At 57.5% G+C, this 26,002-nt stretch carries 25 protein-coding genes; 9 read left to right on the forward strand and 16 right to left on the reverse strand.

Annotated elements, in window-relative coordinates:
• Nucleotides 1-157: 157 nt before the first annotated feature.
• The 9 genes from KYE_RS17105 to KYE_RS17145 all read right to left on the reverse strand — a co-directional run bounded on the left by KYE_RS17105 (nt 158) and on the right by KYE_RS17145 (nt 11,966).
• Nucleotides 158-1,117, reverse strand: coding sequence for a formylglycine-generating enzyme family protein (locus tag KYE_RS17105; protein WP_008175932.1), 960 nt, complete (start codon nt 1,115-1,117; stop codon nt 158-160).
• 13 nt (nt 1,118-1,130) lie between these two features.
• Nucleotides 1,131-3,248 carry a LysM peptidoglycan-binding domain-containing protein gene (locus KYE_RS17110; protein WP_008175934.1) on the reverse strand — a complete coding sequence of 706 codons (2,118 nt, stop codon included), beginning with the start codon at nt 3,246-3,248 and terminating at the stop codon, nt 1,131-1,133.
• Nucleotides 3,248-4,042, reverse strand: coding sequence for a DUF4123 domain-containing protein (locus tag KYE_RS17115; protein WP_008175936.1), 795 nt, complete (start codon nt 4,040-4,042; stop codon nt 3,248-3,250). Before KYE_RS17115 ends, KYE_RS17110 begins: the two co-directional genes overlap by 1 nt.
• Nucleotides 4,039-6,159, reverse strand: a complete 2,121-nt coding sequence (locus KYE_RS17120; protein WP_008175938.1) for a type VI secretion system Vgr family protein — start codon at nt 6,157-6,159, stop codon at nt 4,039-4,041. The genes KYE_RS17115 and KYE_RS17120 overlap by 4 nt, the downstream gene beginning before the upstream one ends.
• Nucleotides 6,160-6,351: 192 nt before the next feature.
• Nucleotides 6,352-7,239 carry a 3-hydroxyisobutyrate dehydrogenase gene (gene mmsB, locus KYE_RS17125; protein ID WP_008175940.1) on the reverse strand — a complete coding sequence of 296 codons (888 nt, stop codon included), beginning with the start codon at nt 7,237-7,239 and terminating at the stop codon, nt 6,352-6,354.
• 27 nt (nt 7,240-7,266) lie between these two features.
• Complete coding sequence (locus KYE_RS17130) at nt 7,267-8,337, reverse strand: enoyl-CoA hydratase/isomerase family protein (protein ID WP_008175942.1); 1,071 nt, start codon at nt 8,335-8,337, stop codon at nt 7,267-7,269.
• Between the two features lie 33 nt (nt 8,338-8,370).
• Nucleotides 8,371-9,150 carry an enoyl-CoA hydratase gene (locus tag KYE_RS17135; protein ID WP_008175944.1) on the reverse strand — a complete coding sequence of 260 codons (780 nt, stop codon included), beginning with the start codon at nt 9,148-9,150 and terminating at the stop codon, nt 8,371-8,373.
• A 62-nt stretch (nt 9,151-9,212) separates the two neighbouring features.
• Nucleotides 9,213-10,379, reverse strand: coding sequence for an acyl-CoA dehydrogenase family protein (locus KYE_RS17140; RefSeq protein WP_008175947.1), 1,167 nt, complete (start codon nt 10,377-10,379; stop codon nt 9,213-9,215).
• Between the two features lie 93 nt (nt 10,380-10,472).
• On the reverse strand, nt 10,473-11,966 hold the full coding sequence (locus KYE_RS17145) for a CoA-acylating methylmalonate-semialdehyde dehydrogenase (RefSeq protein WP_008175948.1): 1,494 nt from the start codon (nt 11,964-11,966) through the stop codon (nt 10,473-10,475).
• Between the two features lie 162 nt (nt 11,967-12,128).
• Between KYE_RS17145 and KYE_RS17150 the strand changes: the two genes are divergently transcribed.
• The 3 genes from KYE_RS17150 (at nt 12,129) to KYE_RS17160 (ending at nt 14,484) form a co-directional block, all read left to right on the forward strand.
• Complete coding sequence (locus tag KYE_RS17150; protein WP_008175950.1) at nt 12,129-13,004, forward strand: AraC family transcriptional regulator; 876 nt, start codon at nt 12,129-12,131, stop codon at nt 13,002-13,004.
• A gap of 103 nt (nt 13,005-13,107) precedes the next feature.
• Nucleotides 13,108-13,536: an SRPBCC family protein gene (locus tag KYE_RS17155; protein ID WP_008175952.1), complete on the forward strand. Its 429-nt coding sequence runs from the start codon at nt 13,108-13,110 to the stop codon at nt 13,534-13,536.
• 147 nt (nt 13,537-13,683) lie between these two features.
• Entirely contained in the window at nt 13,684-14,484 is an 801-nt protein-coding gene (locus KYE_RS17160) for an MBL fold metallo-hydrolase (protein ID WP_008175954.1), read from the forward strand.
• Here the strand turns inward: KYE_RS17160 and KYE_RS17165 are convergent.
• Nucleotides 14,481-15,104 (reverse strand): tetratricopeptide repeat protein, encoded by a 624-nt coding sequence (locus KYE_RS17165; protein WP_227497869.1) that lies wholly within the window; start codon nt 15,102-15,104, stop codon nt 14,481-14,483. The two genes, KYE_RS17160 and KYE_RS17165, sit on opposite strands and share 4 nt — an antisense overlap.
• Nucleotides 15,105-15,308: 204 nt before the next feature.
• Between KYE_RS17165 and KYE_RS17170 the strand changes: the two genes are divergently transcribed.
• Both KYE_RS17170 and KYE_RS17175 read left to right on the forward strand, forming a co-directional pair.
• A complete protein-coding gene (locus KYE_RS17170) occupies nt 15,309-16,034 on the forward strand; it encodes a YebC/PmpR family DNA-binding transcriptional regulator (protein ID WP_008175958.1) in 726 nt (241 codons plus the stop codon).
• 37 nt (nt 16,035-16,071) lie between these two features.
• Nucleotides 16,072-16,818 carry a glutamine amidotransferase gene (locus tag KYE_RS17175; RefSeq protein WP_008175960.1) on the forward strand — a complete coding sequence of 249 codons (747 nt, stop codon included), beginning with the start codon at nt 16,072-16,074 and terminating at the stop codon, nt 16,816-16,818.
• A gap of 21 nt (nt 16,819-16,839) precedes the next feature.
• Here the strand turns inward: KYE_RS17175 and KYE_RS17180 are convergent, their stop codons facing one another.
• The 3 genes from KYE_RS17180 to KYE_RS17190 are packed head-to-tail and all read right to left on the reverse strand — an operon-like array spanning nt 16,840 to nt 19,608.
• A complete protein-coding gene (locus tag KYE_RS17180; RefSeq protein ID WP_008175962.1) occupies nt 16,840-17,190 on the reverse strand; it encodes an FHA domain-containing protein in 351 nt (116 codons plus the stop codon).
• Between the two features lie 10 nt (nt 17,191-17,200).
• Nucleotides 17,201-17,956, reverse strand: a complete 756-nt coding sequence (locus tag KYE_RS17185; protein ID WP_008175964.1) for a protein phosphatase 2C domain-containing protein — start codon at nt 17,954-17,956, stop codon at nt 17,201-17,203.
• Entirely contained in the window at nt 17,956-19,608 is a 1,653-nt protein-coding gene (locus tag KYE_RS17190; protein ID WP_008175966.1) for a serine/threonine-protein kinase, read from the reverse strand. The genes KYE_RS17185 and KYE_RS17190 overlap by 1 nt, the downstream gene beginning before the upstream one ends.
• A gap of 159 nt (nt 19,609-19,767) precedes the next feature.
• Between KYE_RS17190 and KYE_RS17195 the strand changes: the two genes are divergently transcribed.
• The 4 genes from KYE_RS17195 to KYE_RS17210 all read left to right on the forward strand — a co-directional run bounded on the left by KYE_RS17195 (nt 19,768) and on the right by KYE_RS17210 (nt 23,821).
• On the forward strand, nt 19,768-21,216 hold the full coding sequence (locus KYE_RS17195) for a phospholipase D family protein (protein WP_008175968.1): 1,449 nt from the start codon (nt 19,768-19,770) through the stop codon (nt 21,214-21,216).
• A gap of 19 nt (nt 21,217-21,235) precedes the next feature.
• Complete coding sequence (locus tag KYE_RS17200) at nt 21,236-22,300, forward strand: carboxysome shell carbonic anhydrase domain-containg protein (protein ID WP_008175970.1); 1,065 nt, start codon at nt 21,236-21,238, stop codon at nt 22,298-22,300.
• A gap of 106 nt (nt 22,301-22,406) precedes the next feature.
• On the forward strand, nt 22,407-22,808 hold the full coding sequence (locus tag KYE_RS17205; RefSeq protein ID WP_008175973.1) for a PA2779 family protein: 402 nt from the start codon (nt 22,407-22,409) through the stop codon (nt 22,806-22,808).
• Nucleotides 22,809-22,870: 62 nt separating this feature from the next.
• Entirely contained in the window at nt 22,871-23,821 is a 951-nt protein-coding gene (locus KYE_RS17210; protein ID WP_008175974.1) for a PA2778 family cysteine peptidase, read from the forward strand.
• Here the strand turns inward: KYE_RS17210 and KYE_RS17215 are convergent.
• From KYE_RS17215 to KYE_RS17225, 3 genes are all read right to left on the reverse strand, one after another.
• Nucleotides 23,818-24,357: a class I SAM-dependent methyltransferase gene (locus KYE_RS17215; RefSeq protein WP_008175976.1), complete on the reverse strand. Its 540-nt coding sequence runs from the start codon at nt 24,355-24,357 to the stop codon at nt 23,818-23,820. The genes KYE_RS17210 and KYE_RS17215 overlap by 4 nt on opposite strands.
• A 103-nt stretch (nt 24,358-24,460) precedes the next feature.
• A complete protein-coding gene (locus tag KYE_RS17220) occupies nt 24,461-25,447 on the reverse strand; it encodes a CobW family GTP-binding protein (RefSeq protein WP_008175978.1) in 987 nt (328 codons plus the stop codon).
• Nucleotides 25,448-25,495: 48 nt separating this feature from the next.
• On the reverse strand, nt 25,496-25,891 hold the full coding sequence (locus KYE_RS17225; RefSeq protein WP_008175980.1) for a hypothetical protein: 396 nt from the start codon (nt 25,889-25,891) through the stop codon (nt 25,496-25,498).
• Nucleotides 25,892-26,002 lie beyond the last annotated feature (111 nt).

The following is a 26,002-nucleotide window of genomic DNA, read 5'->3' on the forward strand; positions in this document are numbered from 1 at the left end:
ATCCAGGCCAGTGTTAAAAACGGTCAGTCTACCTTCACCATGGCGCGAGCGCACCCGGGAGAGGGTTACGCGGGGTTCACTTGAAGCAAAAACCGAAGTTTCGAAAACGAAATGTAAGCTCGGCACTTCAATTTTTTTGACGGATTCCTGTCATTCCCTAGTTTATCGGCTCGGGATGATTGACGACACACCGAAAGCCCGTTCCTGACGCCGATACAGGCTCACCCGCCCGCATAAACACTGTACCTGCTCCCCCCATGCTGTCTCCGTGACCTCCCCAATCCCTTACGGTTTTTTCTGGCCTGTCTGGATTGGCCGGCTTCTCGGGCCCACTGGGGTTATCTCTGGGAGCTTGCTCGTAGTAATCCTCCTGAAACCAATCCTGCGTCCACTCAGCGACATTCCCAGTCATGTCGTAGAGGCCCAGGGAATTTGGGGGATAACTGCCAACCGGCCGGCGCTCAAATTTAAGCGAAGAATGGATCAAAGTGTTGCCGGAAGGAGGAATCGACGGGTCCACGTACTCTGTAGGGCGCCGCAAGTATGGATCTTTTTGCACTTCACCGGAGTCTGTCGCGTAGGCTACCTCACGCCCTCGGCTTCTGGCCGCGTACTCCCATTGCGCCTCAGTCGGTAGTGCAAAAGGCAACCCAGTCTCCTGAGCTAACCAGTCACAATAGCCTTCGGCCTCTCCATAATTGGGCACTCTGGCAGGCTTGTTTCGGAAGTAAGGTGACAAACGATCGTCAGTTGGCGAGGTTACATATCGTTGTTTGAACGGTGACGCCTCATATTGAGAAAGCCGCCCTGTAGCTTCGTAATACACCCTCATTTGGCCCCAAGTAGTTTCGTAGCGTGAGATTGAATAGCTATCGACCCTTACCTCAATTGCCGGGCGACTATGATCAACCAACGTCACGTAGGCAGAACCATCGGGGCGACCCACGTCTCCGAGTTCAAATTCACCGCCTTCAACAAAAACCTGATTCTCGATAGCGTTTTCCACAATACGGGATACAGAGCTATCACCATCAGCACCACCAAGACCACCACATGCCACCAAGAAAATCGGCATTATCGTCAGACCAATCACCTTCAACCGTTCAGTTCTCAACATCCACTAAGTTTCCTTAACCAATCCTACAAATACGACAAACATTAAACGGATCCATTCTTACCGGCCTGTCAGCGACGGCCACCTGGTCCTTCAAGCCTCGAATGAAGAGATGCTGATCCGATTTATTCTTGCCTATGAAGTCAAACAGTCGGTCTAGGTTATTTTCGAACTCATCCAGCCGGGCTAAGCCTTGCGGATTCATTCGTAACACCGTTTCCTCGAAATCACGCCATCCCTGAAACGATTTCAGAATCAAATTCACGGCTTGAATTTTAATATCGCCATCACTCCAGATATCGGGCGTTAGCCACCAGTCGTAAAGGATATTGTCCAGAATTACGCCTTTGACCTCAGGCGGAGAATGCAGAAAGACCGAACTATCTTTAACTGTAATGTCTTGAACTACATTCTCAGCAATTTCGCTGCCCTGTTGTTCTCGATGGCGGTCAACAAACACGGCATGAATATAATCTACAACCCCATCCACCAAAGTGTCCGCAAATCCTTGGGCCACTTCTAATGCCGTGAGCCCCCGAGCCAGAGCGAACAAGCTCATACGCCGATACCAATCAAAAGCTTCTGTATCGCGATCGAAAAGCTCAAGATACCGAAAATCTACATCCATCAGAGCGTTATAAACGAAGTGAAGCATCCGCAATATTTTCTGAGTTTCGATCTCCAACAAGAAACTCCCCGACGCACCAGCACCGAAAACTAGCCCCGCATGAACATTGATATAAAACTTTCCAGTGGCGCGACTGAATTCCAACCGAACGTTAAGCTCAGCACCTCCACCCAATGCACCTTCAACTTTCTGTCCAATGACACAAAGCCTGTCCCACTCTCTCTCCTCGGTTAACACATCCTTCCAGCGCAGCTCACCAGAAACCTCACAACCACCACGAACCCCGGCAAACACACCCGCGTCCATGCCAGCCCCTTGTCCATGCTTTCGGGCGGCAATACCCTTGAGTTTCGGAAAGCCATCGCTGGTGGACACCTCAACGTTGGCAGCCATGAGCGCAGAGGCGCCGGCAAATCCGGTCAGCGAGGCGTTGATCGCTGCCTGGAAATGGCCGAGCGACGCGATCTTGCGCTCGCCATCCCAGCCTCCAACCCTATAAGGAATCCGGATTTCGGACCGGTTATTCACCGGAAACGCCTGCTCAACACCAACCTTGCCCTGCGCCAGCGCATACTGCGCTTCCGCTTTCGCCTGGAAATGCACTTTTCCCTTGCGCGGATCAAATTCACCCGAAGCTGCCGCACCGGCAGCAAAGCGCATGAATTGTGCCTCTGCGGAGGCATCAAATCCGGTTTCATCGACCGCTTCCCGCCGGGCTTCCGCGTCTCCCCAGATGGACCAGGATGCCTCATCGTAAAACTTGTTCAACGTCGTCATAAGCGCGCCATTTTTATCGGGCTCCCAGAGGGTTGCGTTGAACTTGATGTTAAGTTCGCTTCGGATAGCATCTCGTAGCTTCGCCGGATCAACCCCGTTCTCGTTTAGCCAACCCTTGCTGCGCTCCCTGTCTCGCGATGTCATCGAATACCGGCGAGGGTGGTTCGCGATCTTGTCAGAGCGCACGAAAGTGACGTGCTTATTGCCGGCCAACCGCTTTATTTCAGTAATCGGTGGAATGGATTGCATGTCGTTGGTCAGGACTGAGCGCGCCTCAAGTTCGTCTATCAGCCGTTCTTTCTCCTCCTGTACTTCCGACAGCAAGCGCCCTTCGCCCTCACTCACGCCCAGTTCAGAGTCGGTTTCACCCTCATCAAGCCCGTCAAGCTTCCCGTAAAATTCAGTGATGGGGCCACAAACGAATTCCTCTTCTTCGACCCACTCCGCCAATTCCGCCTCAGTCAGGAGAATCAGTTCGTCAGACCCGGTTACATGGACAACTTCCACGATTTCTTCGGAACAGGGAGGCTCCTGAGCAACAGATCCCACTTCGCAGTTGGAGAAATCAGCCTCGTTGGCCGCTGGCAGCTTGAGCAGCTGTCCGGGGAAGATACGATCCGGGTTCTCAATTGCAGGATTCAGCCGCATCAGGCTGCTCAGGGTTGTTTGATGCCTTTGTGCAATCGCACTGAGGGTGTCGCCGGAGCGAACGGTGTATTCAGAATTCATCAGGCAACTCCGTATGCCAAATGGTTATCCACTGCTTTCAGACGTGCGCTAGCCGAGACCTCAGAGTCAGACAGAATGGTGCGGATTTCGGCAAGCTTGATCCGCTCCCCGTGAACCACGGCCAGCTCTGAGTAACGGCTAACCTCCTTTTCGGTTCGAAAACCCAGCGCGGTTGCCTCATTGATGAGTTGCTCCAACCGTGCTCGATCCGTGATGTCGAGAAAACGGCCCAACTTCTCGACGAATTCATGCCTGGCGCTCTGTGACAGCACTGCCACATGATTTTCAGTGAGGAGAAACCAGCCTTCCTCAGCCGCTTTCCTGAAGTGTTGCGAGCCATCTGAATCGAACCGGGATAGCTCTCCGTTCGGTTGGAAGGCCAGCCACTCTCTGACTGGCCCACTAAAGCGAGCGCGTTCCTGCTCATTCAGTGCAGACATCAGCCGCGTGAGCTGCTTGGGTGCGTAATAGCGCAGGTAGGAGAATCCCCCATTCGGCATCTGCACACTGAGCAAACTGCGCAAATGGCCCGCCACAAGGGAGAGGCTTTGATCCGATAGAAGGATAATGGCTTTATCCTGCCACTCCGACTGGGCACGCCAAAGCCGTGTACCCTCGGAGGGTTTGACCAAGCAAGGGGTTACTTCCATAACCGCTTCATGTGGTGTGCCCAAGAACAGATATTCCAGTTGGGGCTGATCATCATGCTCGTAGGTGAAGCGCGGTGCATCAAACAATGCACCGTCAAAAAGAATGTAGGCCTTCGCCCTGGTTGTTTCATCCAGCCCTATCATGCAGTCACATCCTCGCATGAACAGGATGAGAGGGCGCAGGTGCCATCCGACTTGCGCCCGCATTGCTTGACCAGTGCAACATCATTCCTGGCCGCCGCTTTCAGGGCCTGCACCGAACTTGGAGTCGGACCTGCTAAAGCCCGGGTGTCGGTTTCAGCAAGCTGTGCCGGTTTGTTCGTATCGGCAATTTCACTCAGGCTGGCCGGAAGCGCCGGGTCTTGGGCCGACACCCCACTCCCACTCCCAGGCCCACCGCCAGAGTTCATGCGCACCGAAGGCCCGGAGACCGTAACGCCACTAGGATCCAGCTTCAGAAAGCTACCACCTGCTTTGAGCGTGAGTTCGGCGCCCGCCTCGATTACGACTTTCATACCCGCTTTGTGGTGGATCTCGGTGCCAGCTTCAACGAGCTGGTTTTTGCCCTGTTTGCTGTGAAGACTGCCACCGATGGAGAGGCTGTAATCACTTCCGACCGACTCACGCTGTTCGCCATCGACAGTTCGGTGCTCATTGCCTTCGACGTGACTGAATTCGTTGTTTTCGACCGTGCGGTGACTGTCGTTTCGAATCACCTCCGTGCGGTTGTTCTCGGTGAGCAGGTCCAGGTCTTTCTGGGCGTGGACGTAGATCTGTTCCTGATCCGCCTCATCCTCAAACCGCAGTTCGTTGCTGCCCTCGCCCTTGTGGGTCTTGGTTTTCAGGGTGGTGCGGGTTTTGTGTTCCGGCAGCCCATAGGGTGGCGTGTTGGTGATGTGATGGGTTCGCCCGGTGATGATGGGCTGGTCCGGGTCGCCGTCCAGGAAGGAGACAATTACTTCGTGGCCGATTCGTGGCAAGGCCATGAAGCCATACTGGCCGCCGGCCCAGCCCTGACTGACTCGGAGCCAGGCGCTGCTGTGTTCGTCGTTTTTCGAGTAGCGATCCCAAGGGAAACGGACTTTGACCCGGCCATGTTCATCGCAGTGGATCTCTTCGCCTTCCGGGCCGGTGACAATCGCAATTTGCGGGCCGTCCATCAGAGGACGATGGGGCGTTCGGGGACGCCAGGTCAGGTCTGCAGGTATGGCATTGAACCGGTTGTGATAGGTGGTGGGTTCGCTGCCGCCCTCCTCTTCCAGGGCCTGGGGCTGGGTGCCGGTGTGAGTGACGGCGGTCAGCAGCCATTCCCGATTCAGGGCGTCGCTGTCGTGCTCCTTCAGCTCAACCTTGGCGCCGGCGCTGAAGTCCGGGCGATTGCTCTCACCGGATGCGGTACTGGCATCATTGCGGAGGGATTGCAGTCTGGCTTCGGTAAACGGCTGGCCACTGGCATCGGCCTTAAAGCGGCCGGGGTAATCGTAGTGCTGGTAATCTTCACGGTGCTTCAAGTCGCCGGAAGCATGCTGATGCATCAAAGCATAGGCGGGATTCTTAAAGGTATAATCCTTCATGGCCACAGAGGCCACCCGCACCCGCTCTTCATATCGAAATCGGCACACGACCGGGCGCCTGCTGCTGCCGCCGGCTTTGGCGTTATATTCTGCCGGCTCCAGCTTCGGCGCATCGCCATGATGGTCGGCGATTACAAGCGCCGGCTGTGTGTCTGCGTCCACGCTCCCGTGTTCATACCTGTAATGCCAGCCCTCTTCAGCCGCGAGACGTTCGAGGAAGGCCAGGTCGCTTTCTCTATGCTGAACACAATACTCCCGCTGCTCGGGAGTGCGTTTCAGATCGAAAACCGAGTCGATAATGCCGCGCTCTTCCAGCAAGGTACCTACGATGGTATCGCTGCTTTGGGTCTGGAATATCCGGCTGTTGTGCATCAGTCCCAGACGCCAGAGCGGCGACTGAATATTCAGTTCATAGCGGGTGCGCCGGTGACCGGCATCGCCCCGAACAAATTCGTTGACCACACCGGTGAAGCGCCTGAGCGGCTCGCCATCCTGCCAGACCACAAGATCCACCGGTTGCTCAAGAATTTCCGCTGCCTGAATCAATGAGTCGATACTGGACAGCTCAAGCCGACCCTGAAATACCTCGGAGAGGCGCTCGGTCAGTGCGAAGCCAACTACGGAAAATAAATCGGAGGGGAGTCCTCCAACACGGGCGGTGAACTGCAATCCGCTTGCCTGGGGCATATCTTCAATCCTTGAAGGTATGGTTATCTCCTGTTCCCGGCAGCCTTTAGCCAACCAAGTCCCTGGTTGGGCTACCGAACAACAACTCGCGGCAAAAGTACCAGCAGCGACTCTGAAAATCCAGCGGCTGGTCGCAAAAACGCGAATATGACTGGGGCCAGATGAAGCGTTTCATCAGGCCCCGATAGCGCGTTACTCTGGCTTGTAGAGCCGCTGAATGCTGGAGAAATCCAGGCTACCGTTGCCCTGCCCAGCATGGAGCTGAAACAGGTTGCGGGCCAGAGATCCCATGGGAATGGAAGCCTGGTTCTTGACGGCGTTGTCGAACGCCAGCCCCAGATCCTTGGTCATCAGATTGACCAGGAAGCCGCCCTCGTAGTTACGGGACGCGGGTACGCCTTCCATCACACCTGGCCAGGGGTTGTAGACATTCAGCGCCCAGTTGCCACCGGAACTCTGCTTCATGATTTCCGAGAGCACCGCCGGATCCAGACCGTTCTTCACGCCGAGCGCAAGTGCTTCGCTGGTGCCGGACATCAGGATGGCCAGCAGCATGTTGTTGCAGATCTTGGCCACCTGGCCGGACCCATGATCACCGGCATGGAAGATGTTCTTGCCCATGGCGTCAAGAATCGGCTTGGCCTTGTTGAAGGCCTCTTCCAAGCCGCCGCAAATGAAGGTCAAGGTGCCGGCCTTGGCACCGCCAACACCGCCGGAGACGGGCGCATCGAGGAACGGGATATCCTTGGCTCGTGCAACTTCGGCAACGCCCCGGGCTGTTTCCGGTGCGATGGTGGAAGAATCAATCACCAGGGTGCCGGCCGGCAGTTTTGCCAGCAGACCATCGTCTCCCAGGTATACCGCTTCCACATGCTGGCCGGCAGGCAGCATGGTGATGACACACTCCGCGCCACTGGCTGCTTCGTGGGCGGTGTCTGCCGTTTTCGCGCCTTCGGACACCAGGGCGGCAACAGCGTCTTTGGACAGGTCGAATACGGTGACCTCGTGGCCCGCTTTTACCAGGTTTCCGGCCATTGGGCCGCCCATGTTACCGAGACCGATAAAGGTAATCTTTGCCATGTCTTTTCTCCTTGTTCTTGTAATAGATCAGCTAAAAAAATCGTCGATCCAGGCGCTGTCCATTTCGGCAAGGGACGCATAGCGCCAGCGGGGCTGCTGGTCCTTGTCGATCAGAAGCGCTCGGATGCCTTCGGCAAACTCGCCCTTGGTCAGGCACTTGGTGGAAAGCACCAGTTCCTTGTCGAGCACCTCTTTAAGGCTGTCGTGTTTGCAGCCGTGCAGGTGCCGCCAGACCAAAGCCAGGGATGTGGGTGACGCACCAGCCAGGGAGCGGGTCGCTTTCGCCACCCAGCCGTCGCCACCAGACAGTTCTTTCAATTGATTAACGTTCGCTTCCAGGGAGTCAGCATCGGTAACCCGATTGATCTCATCGAAATGAGTGCGAACAGGTGACTCCGGCATGGCGTCGGCGCTCTCACGCTCGTATTGACGCAACACACTACCGACCACTGCATGAGGATCTTCGCCCTGCCAGTTACGCTTGCACAGCTCGGCAACAACATCGGCCTTCAGATCATGCCGGATGAAGCGGTCGGCAAGGCCAGTAAAGATTGCATCAGCGCCGTTCAGGCGAGCACCGGTCAGACCCAGGAACAAGCCGGTGCGCCCGGGGGTGCGGTTCAGGAACCAGCCCGCCGCAACATCGGGGTAGAGGCCGATGGTGATCTCGGGCATGGCAAGCTTCGATCCTTCCGTCACCACCCGGTGAGACGCGCCCTCCATAATGCCCATACCGCCACCCATTACGATGCCGTGTCCCCAGCAAACGAGCGGTTTCGGGAAGGTATGGATCAGGTAATCCAGCTCATATTCCTCGGTGAAGAATGCCTCACCCTCACTGGCACCCTGTGGCTCGGTCATGCTGCGATACAGGGCAACGATGTCGCCACCGGCACAGAACGCCTTGTCGCCCTCGGATTCCAGCCAGACGGCCTGGATTACGGGGTCCTCCGCCCAACGCTTCAGTTGCGGAGTCAGCAACCGGATCATTTCCAGAGACAGCGAGTTCAGCGCTTTGGGCGTATTCAGCCGGGCCACGGCGATCAGCGCGCCATCGCCCGTCTTCCATTCTTCGAAGATAATGGGTTGATCACTCATAACAGGTCCTTGAGCCAGCCATCAAAGCCGGCTTCAGCGGTTTTTCCATTCCGGCTTGCGCTTTTCGAGAAACGCGTTTACGCCTTCTTTCTGGTCTTCGGTAGAGAACAGCTCAACAAACAGTTCCCGCTCCATGCGCCAGCCGTCGTCGTGGCTGCGGCCATCGCGGGCGCTCATCACCAGGGTCTTGCAACGAGCCGTTGACGACGGGCTCTGCTGGCACGCCATTTCCGCCAACTCCAGCGCCTTATCAAGGCTCTGTCCGCTCGGCACCACTTCCTCAACCAGGCCGATTCGCAGTGCCGTATCGGCCTTTACCCGCTCACCGCACAGAATCATCCGCTTGGCCCAGCCCTCACCCACCAGCCAGGGCAGGTTCTGGGTGCCGCCGGCACAGGGCAGCAGGCCAACGCCTGCTTCGGGCAGTGCCATCTGGGCATGCTCTTCGGCAATGCGGATGTCACAGGCCATGGCGCACTCCAGGCCGCCACCCATGGCGTAGCCGTTCACCGCCGCGATAGAAACACCGCGGAACCGCTGCAGCGTGGAGAAGGCCTCGCCAAAAAGCTGGCCCATCTCGTTCGCCCGGGCCTTGTCGCCATCGGCGAAGGTTTTCAGATCGGCGCCGGCAGAATAGAACTTCTCGCCCTGCCCGGTCATTACCAGGGCAAAGATGTCCCGGTCTTCGTTCAGTTCCTTGACGATGTTCGTCAGGGCAATGAGGGAATCCTTCGTCCAGGTGTTGGCCGGTGGATTGTTGATGGTCAGTACCGCGATATGTCCGCGTTTTTCGAGCTGAATCAGGTCACTCATTTGCTATTCCTCATACTGAAAATGGGGTCGGATGACGATGTCATCAGACCCCATTTTTATGCTTATTGAATTGCCTCAGCCACGCCGTCATCGAGCAGGCGACGGGCAACAATCAGACGCATGATTTCGTTGGTGCCTTCCAGGATCTGGTGCACACGCAGGTCACGCAGATAGCGCTCAAGCGGGTATTCACGAATGTAGCCATAACCGCCGTGAAGCTGCAGGGCCTCATTGACCACTTCGAAACAGGCATCGGTGGCGAACCGTTTGGCCATGGCACAATGCAGTGTCGCTTCCGGATCGGCGTTATCAAGCTTGAACGCGCCCAGACGAACCATCTGCCTCGCGGCAACCAGGTTGGTGGCCATGTCAGCCAGCTTGAACTGCAGAGCCTGGAAAGCCGCCAGCGGCTTACCGAACTGTTCCCGCTCGTGCATGTAGTTACGGGCACGCAGAAGAGCCGCCTGGGCACCACCAAGGGAACAGGTGGCGATATTCAGACGCCCGCCATCGAGCCCCTTCATGGCGATGGCAAACCCGTCGCCCTCGTCACCAACTCGGTTGCTGGCCGGAATGCGGACATTCTCCAGGCTGATCATCCTGGTAGGCTGACTGTGCCAGCCCATTTTTTCTTCGTTCTTGCCGTAGGAAATGCCGTCGGCATCTGCGGGAATCACGAAGGTGGAAATGCCTTTATAGCCGGAATCCGGCGCTCCGGTTCGGGCCATCAAGACCAGAATATCGGTGGCCCCAGCGCCGGAAATGAATACTTTACTGCCGTTGATTACGTAGCTGTCGCCATCGCGCACGGCCTTGGTGCGAAGACTGGCCGCGTCTGAGCCGGCACCCGGCTCGGTCAGGCAGTAGGAGGCGAGCCATTCGCCGCTGGCGAGTTTAGGCACGATTTCCTGCTTGAGATCATCCGACGCAAAGCTGGCGACCATCCAGGTGGCCATGTTGTGGATGGTGATAAACGCGGCGGTTGAAGGGCACGCAGCAGCGAGCTCTTCCACGATGACCGAGGTGTCCAGCCGGGACAGCCCCATGCCGCCAAGCGCTTCGGGCGTGTACATACCCATGAAGCCCATTTCGCCGGCTTCCTTCATCACATCGACCGGGAAAATATGCTCGCTGTCCCACTTCGCAGCGTGGGGCGCCATGGATTTTTCCGCGAACGCTCGCGCGGCCTCGCGAAACGCCAGCTGATCTTCGGTGAGGTTAAAGTCCATCGTTACGCTCCAGATAGAAAGGGCTTGGCATTGAGTGGGGAAAACAAGGGGCCGGAAACAGGTTCCGGCCCAAATACCCCACCTTCAACGCAATTAACGCAACTGGATAGAGAAGTTGGCTTCCGAGCTGGTCGCTTCACTGGAGAACCAGCGGGAGGTAACCGTTTTGGTTTCGGTGTAGAAGCGAACCGCCTGCTTGCCGTAGGCATGCTGGTCACCGTAGAAGGAACCCTTCCAGCCGGTGAACGAGAAGAACGGCAGGGGCACAGGAATGGGGATGTTCACGCCCACCTGGCCTACGTCGATCTCATGCTGGAAGCGACGCGCGGCACCACCGGAACTGGTAAAGATGGAGACGCCGTTGCCGTACGGGCTGTTATTTACCAGCTCGATGGCATCACCGAGGGTGTCGGTTTCCATGCAGGAGAGCACGGGACCGAAGATTTCCTCGTTGTAGATATCCATCTCGGTGGTAACACCGGAGAACAGAGTCGGGCCAACCCAGTTGCCATCGGGCAGTCCGTCTACGGTGCAGCCGCGACCATCCAGCAGAAGGTTAGCGCCCTGCGCTTCACCGGTCGCGATCAGAGACTCGATACGGTCTTTCGCTTTCGCGGAGATGATCGGGCCATAGCTGGCACCGGAATCGTTCCACGCGCCTGGACGAACTTTCGCCATGGCTTCTTTCAGCTCCGGAATCCACTGCTGGGCTTCGCCCACAAAGACCGCGACCGAAATTGCCATGCAGCGCTGGCCGGCAGCACCAACCGAGGCGCCAACCAGGGCATTGATCACTTGCTGTTTGTCAGCGTCCGGCAGGATCACCATGTGGTTCTTGGCACCGGCGAAACTCTGCACACGTTTCATGTTGCGGGTGCCGGTCTCGTAGATGTAACGGCCAACAGGCACAGAACCTACGAAAGAAACGGCCTTGATGGCGGGATCAGTCAGCAGTACGTCAACCTGCTCCTTGCCACCGTGAACCACCTGCAGAACGCCCTTGGGCGCACCGGCTTCTTCAAACAGCTCGGCAAGGCGCATGGGGGTCAACGGATCCTGCTCGGAAGGCTTGAGGATAAAGGTGTTACCGCAGGCAATCGCCATTGGGAACATCCACAGCGGGATCATGGCCGGGAAGTTGAACGGCGTAATGCCGGCGCACACGCCCAGCGGCTGGATCCAGGAGTGGGTATCCACTTCACGGGCAACGTTCTCAACCGTCTCACCCATCATCAGAGAAGCGACGTTTCCAGCGTGCTCAACTACTTCAATACCGCGCCAGACATCCCCTTTGGCGTCTTCAAACGTTTTGCCGGTTTCCTGCGAAAGGATTTCAGCAATCTCGTCATGATGTTTTTTCAGAAGTGCCTGATAGCGGAGCATAACCCGGGCGCGCTCGGAAACCGGCACTTCCTTCCAGGTCTTGAATACCTCACCGGCATACTTGATGGCCTGCTCCATTTCCGCATGAGTCGTGTTCGGAGCCTTGGCGATCACTTCGTTGGTGGCGGGGTTGGTAACTTCAATCCAGTCCTTGGTCTGGCTCTGGATGAATTCACCTGCAATATACAACGGTACATTTTTCATGTTGATGTCCCTGTTTGTTGTTGTGCGGGAAGCCGGCCGGAACCTGAGGGTTCCTTGCCACGTTTACCCAAAGGCTAGCACGGGATTGACCAATGGGTGATTGACTAAATTTCGCCCGTAATGGACTATCTTTCGATAAAGCTCAAACAAACAAGACCAGAAATGACCCAAACCTCACAGTGGCCGGTGCCCAAAGACAGCATTCGCTACGTGGTGCCTGAGCCGATCATTCGACTGCTCGCGAGCCATCCACTTACCCGGGATCTCTATCCGCTGGCGTTCGGCCACTACCGGCGCGCCGTCGGCCATCACATGCATCGGGAACACCATCACGACAATCTTTTGATCTACTGCACGGAAGGCCGTGCGTTCCTGAACGTAGGCGGGGAGCCCTACACGGTGGAGGCTGGCGATCTGCTGCTTTTGCCGGCCGGTGCCAACCATCGGTATACCGCCGATCCGGACAACCCCTGGACCATTCACTGGGTGCACTACACCGGACCACTGGCAGCAGATTTTCAACACTACATGGGGTTCGACGGCCCGACCCGGATTCGTCATTTGGGCCGGCAACCCCGGCTTCTGGTTGACTTCAATGGCCTGCTATCGGTGCGACAGACCGGTTTCCGGGCCCGCGGCCTGATCCACGCTGCCAACCGGCTTCGGCAACTGTTGGCTGCGGTTCCGATCAACGCCGACGAAACCGGGCACGAGCGGCAGGCCGAACTGGAAACCATTCACAACTATATGCGGGAGCATCTGGATGAGCGTATCAGCCTGGAGCAACTGGCCGATCTTGCCGGCCTCTCACCGGCTCATTTCGCCACCCGGTATCGGGAACAGACCGGCACCTCCCCGATCCAGCACTTCCTGCACCTGAAGGTGGAACGCGCCTGCCAGATGCTGGATACCAGCAGCCTGAGCTTCGCAGACATAAGCCGACGCCTGGGCTACGACGATGCTTACTATTTTTCGCGGCTTTTCAAAAAGGTAATGGGCCAGTCACCCCGGGACTACCGGCATACCGCCCGACACTGACCCGTCGACAGAGGCCAGATTGAAACCTGCCGCCTTCTACGACTTTTGTTGTAGGAGCCAAGGGGTTAGGCTGGGGGCATCAAATCACAAAAAGAGTGAGCCCATGGCCATGTACACCATTGAAATTGATGAAACCTTTGACGTACCCCGACGACGGGTTTTCGCCCTGTTCGCCGACCATTACCGTTTCGGAAAACTGCTGGGAGCACCGGTCAAACGAATCAAGGACAGCGATCAGGCTGATCCCAACGGCATCGGCTCCGTTCGCAAAATCGGCATCGGGCCGGTCGGCCTGGAAGAAACGGTGACCAGCTTCGAGCCGGATTCACTGATCGAATACACCATCACCAGCATGAGCCCGATCCGCAACCATCTGGGAAGAATCCGTTTTGAGGACACACCGGAAGGCCACACCCGGGTGAACTACACCATCACCTTCGAAGACATCGTACCGTTCACCGGGAAGGTCGTCAGCAGCGCTCTTGAACAGGGCATTCGCCGCGGGATCAAACGGGTACCACAGCTGGCCTGAGAGCCGGCAACAACAAATCGTTACTTGAGGAATATCAGAGAATTGACCTGAGGCAAGAGTTGGCTTTTGTCAATTTTGTAATCTCCGCGCAGCTTGCAATATCCGGCCATTCCGGCCGGATCAAACTGTATTTTGCGGGAGACCGAAATGGCAGCCGAACCCATTGTCCTGTTCGATAACGGACACCACAAATGCCTGATGTTCGATTCCCTGGTAACCGGAGAGGGCGTCCAGTCCAACCAGTTCCTGATTGTCGACGGTAAACATGAAGCACTGATCGACCCGGGTGGTGACCTCACCTACACCCCGCTGTCGGTGGCGGCATCACGCTACATGAACATCCGCGACATGGATTACGTGTTCGCCTCTCACCAGGACCCGGACATCATCGGTGCCATCGACCGCTGGATCGTTCATACCCGCGCGAAGATCGTAACTTCGAAACTCTGGGCCCGGTTCCTTCCGCACCTGGTTTCCAGCTACGTGACCAACCAGCTCAGCGGCAGCGTGTACGACCGCATCGTTAGCGTTCCGGATGCCGGCGCCAATGTGAAATTCGGGGAATCCTATCTGCAATGTCTGCCAGCCCACTTCATGCATTCGGTCGGCAACCTGCAGTTCTATGACCCGGTCTCGAAGATTCTGTTCTCGGGCGACCTGGGCGCCTCCATGGGGGGCGAAGACGATCACCTGCCTGTGAAGGACTTCGACAAGCACATACCGAGCATGATCGGCTTCCATCGGCGCTACATTGCCTCCCGGAAGGTTTGCCAACTCTGGGCGAATATGGTCCGCGACATGGATGTTTCGATGATTGTGCCCCAGCACGGCAAACGCTTCGAAGGACCGGTGATGGTCGATCGCTTTCTGAACTGGGTCAGCGATATGGAGTGCGGCATCGACCTGATGACCCAGGAAAACTACCGGCGCCCGGTCGATTACGTTTAACTGCCGGAAGGCGAGCACCGAGACCGGGGCAATTTATTCTCCGGTCCGGCACTCGGCCCCAGCGCTGACAGGAACTGCTGTGCTGAGGGCTGGCCGCCGTCAACTGCCGCCAGCCGGATCAGACACAAGCCTTCAGCCATGCGGCCTTCGTCAAAAAGGCTTTTGCCCAGCCGCCAGCGGGCATCACTGTTTCCCGCTTCCGCAGCTCGGCGATACCAACTGAGTGCTTCGTCTTTATCCAGGACCGTTCCCCTGCCCTCTTCATAGGCCATGGCCACTTCGACCATACTGATGGAATCACCACTGTCGGCTGCCCGCAGGTACCACTGGAAGGCTTTCTCCTGGTTTTGTTCAACGCCCTGCCCCTGGGCATACATGTTGGCCACATTCAGCATGCCCTGGCGGCTGCCCTCCTCTGCCAGCTCCAGATACTGCTCGAAGGCCGATTCATATTGCCCCATCTTGTAGACGACATAAGCGTTGAGAACCCGGATCATGTCCCGTGCCACCTGGTCCTGATCGCCGTTCTCGTTACCCCCGGCACTCGCCAACGAGCATGAAAAGACCAGGCACAGAAACAGCATCCGAACCATTGTCTGCGTTGCGCTTTGTCTTTGCATTCTGTTCCCCGACGCCTGCCAGTTGTCCTCTCACGCTAGCAGTGGCTTGCCTATAGGTCTGTGCATCAAAAGTGCTGTCCTGCTGGCACCTTGGTATTGGCGGATCGTGAAAACCATCCCGGAACAGGGGCCAAATAAGCCTGTCCCAAACCGGCAATGTTGAGTAAAATCCGGCCTTTTCCAGAGAACCAAGAGGCAGCGCAGATGGGCAGAGCCTACCAGAACCGCAAAGAATCCATGGCCAAGACGGCTGCGGCAAAAACCAAGGTCTACAGCAAGTACGGCCGCGAGATTTACATGAGCGCCAAGTCCGGAGGCCCCGATCCCCAGGCCAACCTGTCCCTGCGCGGACTGATCGAGCGGGCCAAGAAAGACCAGGTGCCTTCGCACGTCATTGAAAAGGCCATCGACAAGGCCAAGGGTGGCGCCGGCGAAGACTATGCTGCAGCTCGCTACGAAGGCTACGGACCGGGCAACTGCATGGTGATCGTGGACTGCCTGACCGATAACCCGAACCGCACCTTTGGCGACGTGCGCCTGGCCTTCACCAAGACCAAGTGCAAGATCGGCACGCCCGGAGCCGTGTCTCACATGTTCGACCACAGCGCTATTTTTGCGTTCAAGGGCGAGGATGAAGAGGCCGTACTTGAGGCGCTGATGGAAGCGGATGTCGATGTAACCGACATCGAGAATGAAGATGGCCTGATTACCGTGTTCACACCGAACACCGAATACGCCAAGGCTCGCCAGGCACTCGTGGACGCAATCGAAGACATCGATTTTGAAGTGGATGAAATCCAGTTTCTGCCCAAAACCACCACAATGGTGGAAGGCGACGACATCCCCATGTTCGAGAAATTCCTCGACATGCTGAACGAACTGGACGACGTGCAGAACGTGTTCCACAACGCCGAACTGCCAGAGCAGTAAACAACCCGGGCCGCCGGCCGCGCAGGAAGATAGCACCATGCAACAGAACGCTCCCACAAACCGCAAGGCGCGCGTGGTGGTCCTTAAAACAGGCACCACCTACCCGGACATTCGGGCAAGGTTTGGCGATTTTGACGAGTGGTTCCTGCGCGGGTTGTCAGATGAGCTGGATATAACCGTTGCCAATGCCGAAGCCGGTGAACTGCCGGGGAATCCGGAAGACTGGGACGGCATCGTGGTGACGGGCTCCCCTGCCATGGTGAGCGACCGGGCCGAGTGGAGCGAGAACGCGGGGCGTTGGCTGGTAAAAGCCGTCAGAAGCGAAGTGCCGGTGCTTGGTGTCTGCTATGGCCACCAGTTACTGGCCCACGCGCTGGGCGGGGAAGCTGGTTACCATCCGAATGGCCGGGAAACCGGCACCCACGAGGTTGAACTCCTTCCCGAGGCAGCTTCCGATGTCCTGTTCCGGGAGCTACCGGAAAAATTTCCGGCCCAGCTGACACACCGGCAGTCCGTGCTGCGCCTGCCTGAAGGAGCGGTGTTGCTGGGACGCAACCAGTTCGAGCCTCATCAGGCTTTCAGAATTGGTCCCTGCGCCTGGGGCGTGCAGTTCCATCCAGAGTTCACGGACGCCATTATGAGCGCCTACCTGAAGGTCCAGGCGCCCGACCTGACACGGGAGGGGCTTGATGCGGAGGCCCTGATCGCCGGCGTAAAGCCAGCGCCGGATGCGTCCTCGCTGCTTTCCCGTTTCAGCAGATTTGTTCAGGATCGGATCCGGTAATTCGCGGGCCAACCGTTAGGGTCAGTCGAGGATATAGGCGGTTTTTTCCATTGCCTGCTCTTCTTCATCGATGAAACGGAACTCATTCCAGCCAATGCGCACCATGTCGTTGCTGTTGAGACGCTGGCGGTCAGCAACCCGCAATTCATTCACAAAAGTGCCATTGGTGCTGTTGCTGTCGGTAATGTAGTAATCCACCGTACCTTCCAGATAGGCATTGGGCACCGCTTCTATCAGGGCGTGCTGGCCGCTCACAGAAATTTCATCAATCTGGATATCGTTGTCCGGGCGCCGACCGATGCGCGTTTCCGGTTGCCCGAGTTCAAAGGTGTTAACAACAACGTTATCCACCAGTTGCGAAAGCGAAGCCATGTCAGTTTCCTCAATACTCCAACGTCAGTAATACCACAGACACATTGTCACCCGCCTCGTTTGCCAGGCCGGCATCAATCATTGCCTGAACCGTGCGCTCCATGCCGTCACTTTCCTTATGGATTTCAAGCCACCGGTATTCCGGAACCGAATCAGTTAACCCATCGGAACACAGCAGCAGCACATCTCCTTCATCAAGCGTTTCACGCCGATAACTGGGGGCCGCCTGCTCCACCGTTCCCACGGCCCTGGTCAGGACATTCCGGAACGGCACATTGGGCACGTCGGCCCTGGTAATGCTGCCGTCTTCCAGCATGTTCTGGACCACGGTATCGTCCCGCGTGAGACACAGCGCCTGGCTGCCACGCAGGCTGTAGCAACGGGAATCGCCAATGTGAGCAATATGCGCCTGATTGCCACTCAACCAGGCCACCACCAGTGTCGTGCCCATTTTTTCAAGTCTTGGATCCCCGGAACGGCGGCTCACTATGCGCTCATTGGCCAACCTGAAGGCCCGATCCAGTTTTCCCCGGATATCCGCATCCGTGGTGCCGCTCGAGGCACCGGCGATTTCAGGCTCAAGGGATTCGATGATGGCATCAACCGCAAGGCGACTGGCAACCTCGCCTCCCTGGTGACCGCCCATACCGTCAGCAACCACCAACAACGCCTGGTCACCCGCATCATTGATCCGCCAGTCCACCACATCCTGGTTTGATTCCCGGACGGCCCCGCGATGACTCTGGCCGGCAACGTGATATCGCATCAGGACGACACCTCCTGGCCAGCCTCACGAACGGCCAGACGACGCACGGCCTCGGCCATGGTGGCGGCACTGGCAAAGCGCTTGTCCGGCTCGCGCTGGATAGCCTTGTTGATCAGACGGACCACCCCGTTTGGCAGATCCGCGTTGAACTCGCGGACGCTGCGTGGGCGCTTGTTAAGAATCTGGTAGGTCAGGTTGGCCAGGGTATCGCCCTGATAGGGCGTTTCGCCGCTCACCAGCTTATAAAGCGTTACGCCCAGGCTGTAGATATCGGAGGCACCGGTTACCTTCTGACCCTTCAACTGCTCCGGCGACATATACAATGGGCTGCCCATTACCGCGCCGGTGCGGGTTCGCGAGTCATCGGAGATCTTGGCAATGCCGAAATCGGTGATCTTTATATCGCCATTGTCGGGATTGAAGATGATATTCCCGGGCTTGATGTCGCGGTGGACGATTTTCTGGCTGTGAGCGTAGGCCAGAGCGTCCGCCACGCGGGCAACGATATCCAGAACCCTGGGCAGGGGCAGTAACCGTCCGGTTCTGCCGAATTCACTGAGCGGACGTCCTTTCGCATAGTCCATGGCGATATAGGCGAGGTCTGCCTCCTCGCCAACGTCATACACGGTGACGATAGCCGGGTGGCTCAGGCGGCCAGCGGCTTCTGCCTCCCGGAAGAATCGCTCCTTGAGATCCTGAAGCTGTCCATCATCAAACGCCTGGTAGCTGAGAGTCTTGATGGCAACGGTACGGGCAATCTTCGGATCCTTGCCCAGATAAACCACACCCATGGCCCCTCGGCCAATCTCCCGCTCGATTTCGTACCTTCCGAGGGTCGGGCGACTAACGGCGGGCTCGGGCATCAACAGGGTGCGGGTATTGTCGAAACTCCCTCCCTGCATCAACGAGTTATCCGGCGCGAGCTTTTCCAATGCCGACAGCCTCGCGGCGGTATCCCGAAAACCTTTCTTTCGCTCCTGAATACTGCGGTAGGTGCTGACCGCCTTGTCGTACTGGCGCTTGCGCTCCTGCTGGATGGCGGCGTCGTAGCGCAGCTCGATCTCGCTTTCACAGTCGGGGCAGCGATCCAGCGCTTCGAGGGCCTCGTCTGTATGACCTTGTTGCAGAAATACCTTGGCCAGCTTCAGCCGCGCATCCCGCACATTATCTGTCAGTGCACGGATGTGTTTGCGGGGCTGCAGCCAGAACAGCATCACCACGTAACCGACCACCAGCAACGTGAGCACCACGCCAAACGGCACCCAGGCATTGCGGTAGAACATCAAAGCCGCCTGGATCACCACGAGCGAGCCACCAAGCAAAAGAGTGACCGGCAGGGAAACGGCCGCGCCCATCGCCGGAATTGCAAGCACCAGATACAGTGCCGCAATTGCCAGCCCGGCGGTCACCGCCATGTCGGACCAGAGTGGTTCCGAAAGCCCCCGCTCAGCCATAGCCGGCCCGAATGCCTCCTGCGGGAGAATCGTGGCCGGGGTCGCGCCCTCTGGCACGCCGAGAATGCTGAACAGCGCACGGTCAGCCCAGCCAACGAGGGCAAGCTGGTCCCCCATGAGGGCAAACACAACAGCCAGAACGAGAATAACGGCCCGCAGACTGAACAGGCGCGGTATGAAAGAGAGTATGGCGTTCACAGGCAACTTTGTTATAAATGGTTGATCTGACTAGTTTAGAAAGCGTGGCGGAACTTCGATACAACGACCGGGGTGTTTTTTGTAAGTGTTTGTTTACCTGAGAGAGAGGTCACGTATAGTTATGCCGTCGTTTACCTCAGGGATGATGGAAATACACACATGACACTGAAGTTACTGATTCTCCTGCTGTTGCTCACCCTGGCCGGCATCGGCCTTTACCACACCCAAAAGCCACTGCCGCCAGGCATCAGCTATCGTGGAACCGCGGTGCCATTGGAGGAACCCGTCCTGCTGACAGACGTCACCCGTCACTATCAGAACGGCCGTGAGGAGCGAGACCATGAAATCTTCGACGAGGTGTTCCGGCTTGTGGGACAAGCCAACGAGTTCATTCTCATCGACATGTTTCTGTTCAACAGCACCAAGCCGGAGGATGTAGCCCACCGGCCTCTGGCTCAACAGCTCACAGAGGCCCTGCTGGCGAGAAAAGCGGAAAAACCGGAGCTATCCATTACGGTTATCTCCGACCCCCTGAACACCATGTATGGCGGCACGACCTCACCCTGGTTTCAAGCCCTGCGCGATGGTGGCATTCCGGTTGTGGAGACGGCACTCCGGCCGCTACGGGACAGTAATCCCACCTGGTCTTCAATCTGGCGGCTGTGTTGTCAGTGGTTCGGCAACAACCCCGATGGAGGCTGGCTGGACAACGCCCTGGGCACCAGGCCTGTTACCCTTCGAAGCTATCTCGCCCTACTGAACTTCAAGGCCAACCATCGCAAGCTTATGGTCGCGGATGAGGCGGGCTCCCTGAGGGCCATCGTTACCTCGGCCAACCCCCACGACGGCAGCAGCCGGCATAGCAACCTGGGGCTTAGCTTCACGGGGCCGGCGGTCTTTGATCTGCTGAAAAGCGAGCGGGCGGTTCTCGCCATGTCGGGAGCGGACACCACGCCCATTGATGAGCGAATCAGCATGGCTCCCGAAGTCACTGGAGAACCGCAGAAATCCGAAATCCCCCTGGTGGCAGTGCTGACCGAATCGGAAATCCGGGATCAGGCTCTGTCCATGATTCAAGAGGCCTCGGCCGGTGATCAGCTGGACATGGCCATGTTTTATCTCTCACATCGCGATATTGTCACAGCCCTGGTCGACGCCGCCAGACGGGGCGTTGCACTGCGAGTTCTGCTTGATGCCAACAACGAGGCCTTCGGCCACCAGAAGAGTGGCATTCCCAACAGGCAGGTCGCCATGGAACTGGTTCGCGCGGGCGTTCCGGTACGTTGGTGTAATACCCTGGGTGAGCAATGCCACACTAAACTGTTGATGTTGGCCAGAGAAAACGGCGCAACAGAACTGCTCCTGGGTTCGGCCAATTTTACCCGGCGCAATCTCGACGATCTGAATCTCGAAACAGATGTCTGGGTATCGGTGGTGGAGCAGTCACAGGTTGCGAGCGGAGCCCGGCGATTCTTTGACGAGCAATGGCAAAAAGGCCCTGGCGACGATCCGGTGATGAGCCTGCCCTACGAGCGTTGGGCCGACGAATCCAGACTTCGCTATTGGCGCTACCGGATTATGGAGGCGACCGGCCTGTCGACCTTCTGAACAGAACAGGACAAAAGCCATGACAACACCCGTGCATGCGCGCCCTATCGCAGAGCGTATCGACTGGCTGATGGAGCTCAGCCGGGCCCATTCGGCCAGCTTCTGTAGCCCGGAAAACCATCTGGCCAGGCAGCGCTACCTGGCAGAGCACAATACCCAGATCATTGCCATGAAGTGCATGGATGGCCGCATCCACCTGCCCTACGTGACCCAGACGCCTCTTGGTGTCATTCACCCGTTCCGGAACCTTGGCGGGATCTTTGAGCTGGGCTGGCCCTACCTTGGCGACATGCTGGCGGACACGGTCCAGCAAGCCGTAACCCAGGGACGACGGGTGCTGATCATCATTACCTACCACTATTCAAAAGGTTCACGGGAACGGGGCTGCGCCGGCTTTGACTGCGACCGTGAGGCCGCCATGCGCCATGCGTTCCAGATCCGAAGCCAGGTGGAAAAGCTGTTCGGAAACGGCCACCGAACGGTCTATCCCCTGGTATGTGGCTTCGAGAGCGACGAGGATGCACTGGTTCTGCACGGTAGCCAGGAGCGAACGCTGGATCTGTCTACCATTCCTGTAACGCGACTTGCCGATATGGCCTCCGAAATCGCCTCCCTTTGTCCGGATATGCCGGAACCGGTTCAGCGTGATCTGCTGCCCCTGGTTGAGGGCAATATCCGGCACGTGAACGAGATTCGGCGTTTTGACCGGGAACTGAACATAGAGCACCGGGAGTGGGTCATCTGCCTTGGCAGGGGGTTCGATTTCCTGCACGCACCCAACGTAGCCCTGATCATCGGCCCCTACAGCCCGGATCTGTCCCATCCCATCCGCCAGGCCGCCGGGATCATAAAGAGCAACATGGATAATGGCCGTGTTCCGGACGATGGTTTCCTGCTGCTCTGCTCCGCGCCCTACCAGGAACCGGGCACCCAGAAGGCCCGGGCAGAACTGAAATCGGCGTTCCTGGCAGAGTTCGGTGCCAACGTTATCCACCAGGCGTACCCAGACCTCGCCAGCCGAATGGTCGCACGCTCGGCTATACTCCATTGGCCGGAGCGAAAGCTGCAGGTTTGTGAATCCTGAACGATTCGTATGTTGAGGGAACGCAACCGACTGTTTTATCGTCCGGTTAGTGCAAGATGACTAACAAACCGCTACACCGGAAGTAGCCAACGAACAGGAGTGACCCATGTCAGGCATTCGCAAGCACTTGAGGTACGTTTGCTTTTTTATGGCCATGATGATGGCCCTTGGTTCCGTCTGGTCGGCCACCGCTACCGCCGGCATGGTTGGAACCGGCGAAATGATCGGGCAACAACAGGTTCAGCTGGACCGGCAGGAGCTGATCAGCATGCTCGACAGACAGGATGTGCAGGCCAAGTTGGCAGACCTTGGGGTCAGCCAGGACCAGGTCAAGGAACGCATCCAGAACCTCACGCCCGCGGAACTGGCGGATTTTGAACGTCAGCTCGCCGAGGCCCCTGCAGGGCAGGATGTGGTCGGCATCATTGTGTTGTTCCTGCTGGTATTCATTATCACCGATATGCTCTGTGCTACGAATGTCTTCCCGTTCGTGAACTGCATTCGATAGCGGGATCAGTGGCTGCCATTTTTCCCACTCTAGAAGCGACGACATCCAGCAGGCTGATCCTGATGTTACTGGTCAGCCTGCTGGCCGGTTGCGCCAGTGCTCCCAAATGGCCAGCGCCCGAAACTCACCAGGCCATGCTGCCCGACAAGGTTGTGCTGGACGACGTACCTTTCTACCCCCAGGAAAGGTATCAGTGCGGGCCTGCGTCGCTGGCAATGATGCTGAACAGCCAGGGCCTTTCATCCAATCCCGATATTCTCAAGGAGCTGGTTTATATTCCGGGCCGGGAAGGCTCCCTTCAGGTCGAAATGATCGCCGGCGCACGCGCCCATGGCATGTTGGTTTACCCGCTGGACGGTAGATTAGAAAGTGTCCTGACCGAGATCGCAGCAGGCAATCCAGTCCTGGTTATGCAAAATCTGAGGTTTGGCTGGTGGCCCCAATGGCACTTTGCGGTTGTCATCGGCTATGACGCCGGCGAGCGAGACCTGATACTCCACACCGATACCCGCAAGCATGAAGCGATCGATCTGGAAGTTTTCGCCAATACCTGGGGGCGGGCCGATAACTGGGCAGTAACCATCCTTCCGCCCGACCGGGTGCCTGCCACGGCAAAACCACTCCGCTTTCTCCAATCGGCCCACGACCTCGAGACAACCGGCCGAACCACAGCCGCTGGCATGGCCTATAAGACAGCCGAGACGACCTGGCCGGACCAACCGACGGCCACTATGGCCAGAGGCAACCTTGCCTGGCAGTTGGGCCACCAAGGCGAAGCACAGGAGCATTTCTTGCGCGCGGTGAAACGTTTTCCGAAATTCGCCGAAGGCTGGAACAATCTCGCTTTCGCGCTGCAGGCGAGCGGCTGCACAAACATTGCGACCCAGGCGGCGAGATGCGCCGCCGCACTGACACCGGACCGCTTCGGTGAATCAGAATTGCTCAAACAAGAAGGCACCACATCCGCGGAACAGTGTCCTGCACTTCCCGAGTGCCCAAGGGAAGCCCCCTAGGCTGGCTTCCGGAACAGAGCCACATCCTTTCTCGGTATTTCCAGGTGCCAGCCAAACCGCTTGGCGAGCAGCTTGAAGGTGAATTCCCGGTAGAAGACCACATGGGTCGGGTCACGGCGATAATGCCAGTTGTCGAACCGGTCATCGTCGGTCTGGAAGCAGGTCATCACACCCAGCCAACCACCGGGCTTCAGCATCCGGTCGAGTTCCCTGAAAACGCCAGCGGGGGCGTAAAGATGCTCTACCACTTCGGTACAGGTTATGAAATCGTAGGTCTGATCGTGAGCCACTGCTGAGGGATAAAAATAGGGATCGTAGAGACTGACCGCCATGCCTTCCGCCTCAAGCATCTGCGCCAGTGCAGGGCCGGGGCCGCAGCCGAAATCCAGGCCGCTGGCGCCCGATGGCAGGCGCTCAAGCAGAGGTTCTGTCAGTTTCGAGAGAAATGTCCGGTACCCCGGATCAGACGGGTCATTATCATGCAGTTGGTAAATTTCCCGCTCCTGCTCAGGCGATAACCGGCAGGACGCATCCATCACCGTCACCTCGCAGACATCACATCGAAGGTAACGCTGGGCCTTCACTACACGGAAATCCGAGAGACTGCCCTGCTCGCACACCGGACAAAGACTCACGCCCTCACCTCGGATCAAGTCCCGCGGCCGCCCTCATGCGGGCATCGAGTTCCCGGGCGTCAATCTGATCGGACGCTATGATCTCTGCCCGGCTGTAGGCTTGCGGTTCACCCTGAATAACGGTCAGGGCTCCATCAACCACATTGATCGCCCGCCAGCCGTCCACGGTCTGAACGACAGCCTTGAAGCGCACAAAGGCTGAGTCCATGGCCATCACCAGCAATGCGTTCTCATCGAGTATCAGTTCCGGATGTATGCGCCAGCCAACACTGAAATGCCCCTGTCCCTGATTGGTAATCTGTTGCCAGGGCTCGTCATCAATAGCGGGGGCCGGCGATGCAGTCTTATGATGTTGGTGATGGTGAGCTTCCGGATCGGTCACCGGCAGGGCATCCGACTGGCCGTCCAGCCAGCCCGGTGCCAGATGCCCGAACCGCGTGTGGTGAATCGCCCGCTTGGCGGGTTCCAGTTGTGCGGCCCACTCATCAAAATGAGTCAGTTGCTCCGGGGTGCAAAGATCAGTCTTGTTGGCAACGAGAATATCCGCCGCAGCCACCTGATCCCGGAACTGCACATTGCCGAGCACCTTCGGTTCTTCGAGCCTTCGGGGGTCCACCAGGCAGATTACAGGGCCCATGGCGAGCACATCCTGATAGTGCTCGCTGGTCAGGGTGTCCAGAATCTGAGAGGGGTGACCGAGCCCGGTCGGCTCAATCAACAGACGATCAGGCTTTGCCTTGTGAATCAGCTGGTTGAGCCCTATCTGCATCGGCAGGCCTGCAACACAGCACATGCAGCCGCCGGGTATTTCCTTGATGAAGGCGCCTTCGGTCTTCAGCATGGCGCCATCGATGCCCACCTCGCCGAACTCGTTGACCAGAACCGCCCAGACCTCGTTTTCCGGTTTGCTTTTCAGAAGATCCAGAATGGCGGTGGTTTTACCGACACCCAGAAAACCAAGTATCAGGCTGGTAGGAATAGGTTGAGCCATGGCGCCGGAGGCACTCCTCTAGGAATCAAAATGTTATATTATAACAATTTATCCGCCAGGACGATCCTCTTTCAGGAACAGTCCGACGGCCTTGTCTGATAGCAGGGCATGAGCAAGTGCCGGATAGGGCAGATAGTGAACAAACAGCGTGGCGAGGGTGACTGCATCCATGCCGGCATCCAGGAACATCCAGGCCCCGAAGGCGACGAACAGGGCGCCCAGAAAACCGCCATAGATCCACAGCGCCCGTGAGCGCTCCTCAGGCATCGGCAAACGCTCAAGGGTCCGTGCGATTGAGAAGCTCATGTAGACGGCAATCAGGGCCGCAATGACCAATGAGGCCAGCAACCCGGTAAATCCGATCAGATACCGGAACAGGTAGTTGGTCAGGAAAAACAGGGCAATGCAGGTAACGGCAACAATGGTGATGCGTGTCTTTTCCATGGCGGCTCAGGGTTTGTTGGTTTTAAGGATAGGCGCAAAGAATGGCAGAGACGCCGGGAAAGAACCACCCCTGCTGCGACCGGGGTTCCAGACTGATATGATGCCCGTCAT

Origin of the sequence: Marinobacter manganoxydans MnI7-9, assembly GCF_000235625.1 — a bacterium.
In the GTDB taxonomy this organism is placed as follows: domain Bacteria; phylum Pseudomonadota; class Gammaproteobacteria; order Pseudomonadales; family Oleiphilaceae; genus Marinobacter; species Marinobacter manganoxydans.